The 3,102-nt window shown below is 75.8% G+C and carries 2 protein-coding genes; one reads left to right on the forward strand and one right to left on the reverse strand.

All coding sequences use genetic code 11. From position 1 onward, the window contains the following. Positions 1 to 1,673 (reverse strand): IniB N-terminal domain-containing protein (locus OEY_RS0107440; protein WP_010593263.1); only part of this gene is annotated, 1,673 nt, incomplete at its 3' end. A gap of 245 nt (positions 1,674 to 1,918) precedes the next feature. Between OEY_RS0107440 and OEY_RS28150 the strand changes: the two genes are divergently transcribed. Then, the coding region (locus OEY_RS28150) for an Hsp70 family protein (RefSeq protein WP_010593264.1) at positions 1,919 to 3,102 on the forward strand (1,184 nt) is incomplete at its 3' end.

Below are 3,102 nucleotides of genomic sequence, written 5' to 3' on the forward strand. Positions count from 1 at the left end.
CCGGCCAGCTCGCCACCCAGATCGGCCGCCCCGCCGAGACCACCGGCCAGACCCCCACCGAGGCCCGCACCCAGATCCGCCGCACCGTCGAGCCCACCCGTCAGACCACCGGCCAGATCACCTGCCGCCTCGCCGCCACCGGCGAGCTGCCCGCCGAGGTCGAGCGCACCGTCGAGGGCGTAGCCGAGCTGACCGGTCAGGTCGGCGTCGACGCCGAGCCCACCGCCGATGGTGGTGGCCAGTTGCGAACCGAGGTCCACGGTGGAGTCGACGGTGCCACCGAGGCCCGCCTCGAGCACGCCACCGAGCGCGGAACCGAGATTCGCGCCGGCCTCCCCGCCGACGGAGAACGCGGAGGCGAGCACCGCGGACAGGGTGCCGTCGGCGCTCGATTCGACGGACGCGGACAGGTCGAGCGCGACGTCGAGGGCGTTGCCGAGTTCGAGGGTGGCGGAGTTCTCGAGGCCGAGCGCGCCGCCGAGCAGCCCGCCGACCGCGGTGCCGAGGTCCAGGTCGCCGCCGGCGTCGCCGCCGAGGAGGGCGCCGAGGTCGACGCCCCCGACGAGCCCCCCGTCGGCGCCGGCCTCGAGCACGGCGCCGAGCGTGCCGCCGAGATCACCGGCGACGGAACCACCGGCCTCGAGCAGAGCCGACAGGGAGGCACCGAGTCCGGCGGTCACGCCGGTGACGGCGTCGAGACCGCCGCCGAGGTCCAGACCGCCGGCGAGGCCGGTTCCGAGTTCGAGGACGGAGTCGAGGGCGCCGCCGAGCTGCGCGGTGAGTTCGGTGCCCAGCCCGAGCGTGCCGCCGAGGGTCGCGCCGACGGCCGTCGCGAGGTCCGCGCCTCCGGCGAGGGCCGCCTCGACGGCGGCGGAGAAGTCGCCGCCCGCGGCGAGTGCCGTGTCGAGCAGCCCGCCCAGCGCACCGCCGAGCTGGCCACCGAGCTCGCCACCGACCCCGAAGGCGGCCTCGAGTGCACCGGACAGGTCTAGCGCCGTCCCGGCCGTGGCGCCGAGCGCCGCATCGAGCGCTACGCCCAGGTCCGCGACGACTCCGGTTGCGGCATCGAGTCCGAGACCGCCGGCGAGTGCCCCGGAGAGCACCGCGCCCAGGTCCAGGTCGCCCGCCAGGTCCAGGGCACCGGAACCGATGCCGCCGAGGGCACCGCCCGCGCCGAGGGCCGCGCCGAACGCCGCGCCGAGGGCGGCACCGAGATCACCGCCGAGTTCCAGGGCCGCGCCCAGTGTGCCGGTGAGGCCGGCGGCCAGCTCGGCCGCGAAGTCGGTGTCGATACCGAGGCCGCCGCCGAGGCCACTGCCGACGGCACCCGCGAGGCCGAGCCCCGCACCGCCGGCGAGACCGAGACCCGCACCGCCGGCCAGACCCCCGGCGAGACCACCGGCCGCACCGGCCCCGATGGCACCGGCCGCACCGGCTCCGATGGCGCCGGCCGCGCCCGCCGCCCCGCCGAGCGCCGCGGTCAGCTCGGCGGCCGTGCCCGCGAACAGTCCGCTGTCGGCGACGAGGGGCGCGACGGCGACGATGTCGGCGTGGCACACGTCGGCCAGCCCGGCCTGGGCCAGGGCGGTGTCGGGGTTCGCGCAGTAGCGGGCGAGGGCCTCGTCGTCGCGCAGCAGGCTGAGGATGAAGTCGAGCACAGCGTTGGTGGACATCGCATCTCCTGGGGTCGGTGTTCTGCGATTCACGCTACGAACTGCCGGTCCCCCGCCCAAGGGGGCCGAGACCCCCCTCGGTCCGGGGCCCGTACGGGGGTGCGCATTAGGGGATCGGGGCGGACAGGGGGATCGCCCCCGCACCAGGGTCGAAGGTCTCGTATCGGGCTAACGACATCGTGTCCGATTACGACATTCAACGCGACACGGCGGATACGTCCGCCCCGAACAGGGAGCGAAACGACATGGCAGCAGGGCTCGGAGTCACGATCGGTTCGGCGGATTCGGTGGCGGCCACCGCGTTCGATCGCGCCGACACGTACCGTCCGGTCGTCCTGTCCCGTGCCAGCGAACTGCACCTTCCCCCCGACGACGCGCCGCACCTCGGTCACCGGCCGGCCGCCCCGGGGGCGCTGGTGTTCACCGACTTCGTGAGCCGCGTCGGGGATCCCGTCGGTGTGCTCGCCGACAACGGAGCGTCGTACTCCGGGGCGGACCTGACCGCGACGGCGATCGGCTGCCTGGTGCACGAGGCCTCGCTCGACCTGCCGGAGGCCCCCGCGATCACGGTGGCGCATCCGGCGACCTGGGCCGGTTACACCGTCGACGCGCTGCGCGAGGCCCTGTCGCGGGCGGGGCTCGCGGACGTGACGCTGATGCCCGAGCCGATCGCCGCGGTGCGCTGGCTCGAGGCCACCCGGGGTCCCCTCGGCGACGGGGTGGTCGTCGTCTACGACCTGGGCGCCCGCACGCTCGACGTCTCGGTGGTGCGCACCGGCGCCGAACCGGTTCTTCTCGGCCGTCCGATCGCGAGCGAGGACGTGTGCGGCGGTCACCTCGACCATCTGGTCACCACCCATCTGCTGGACACCGTGCGCGACGACGTCCCCGACTTCGATCCGTTCGCCGCGCCGATGACGGCGGCGCTGGCGGAGCTGCGTACCCGGTCGAGAGCCGCGAAGGAGCAGCTGTCGACCGACACCGAGACGGTCGTCGCGATCGATCTGCCCGGGGTGCGGCGGGACGTGCGTCTCGTACGCGACGAGTTCGAGGAACTGGCCCGCGGCCCGCTGCAGGCGTCGACGGCGCTGGTGCACGAGGCGCTGCGCGGGGCCGGGGTCGAGCCGTCGGATGTGGGGCGGGTGCTGCTCACCGGTGGCGGCGGCGCGATCCCTCTCGTCGCCGAGCTGCTCTCGGCGGAGCTGGGCGTCGCGGTGGTGGCCGGGCCGCATCCGGCCCACACGGCGGCCCTCGGGGCGGCCCAGCCACGGGCGGGAACCGCGGTCGCCGCCCCGGTGGACGACGATGTGCCCACCACCGTGCTGCCGGTGACGACCGCCCGGCCGACCGAGGCGATCTCGCCGGTCCGCCCGGCCGTCGTCCCCGCCCCGGCTCCGGCCGCCGCGGCGGCTCCCGCCCCCCCCCCGGC

Source organism: Rhodococcus sp. P14 (assembly GCF_000256505.1).
Taxonomy (GTDB): domain Bacteria; phylum Actinomycetota; class Actinomycetes; order Mycobacteriales; family Mycobacteriaceae; genus Rhodococcus; species Rhodococcus ruber.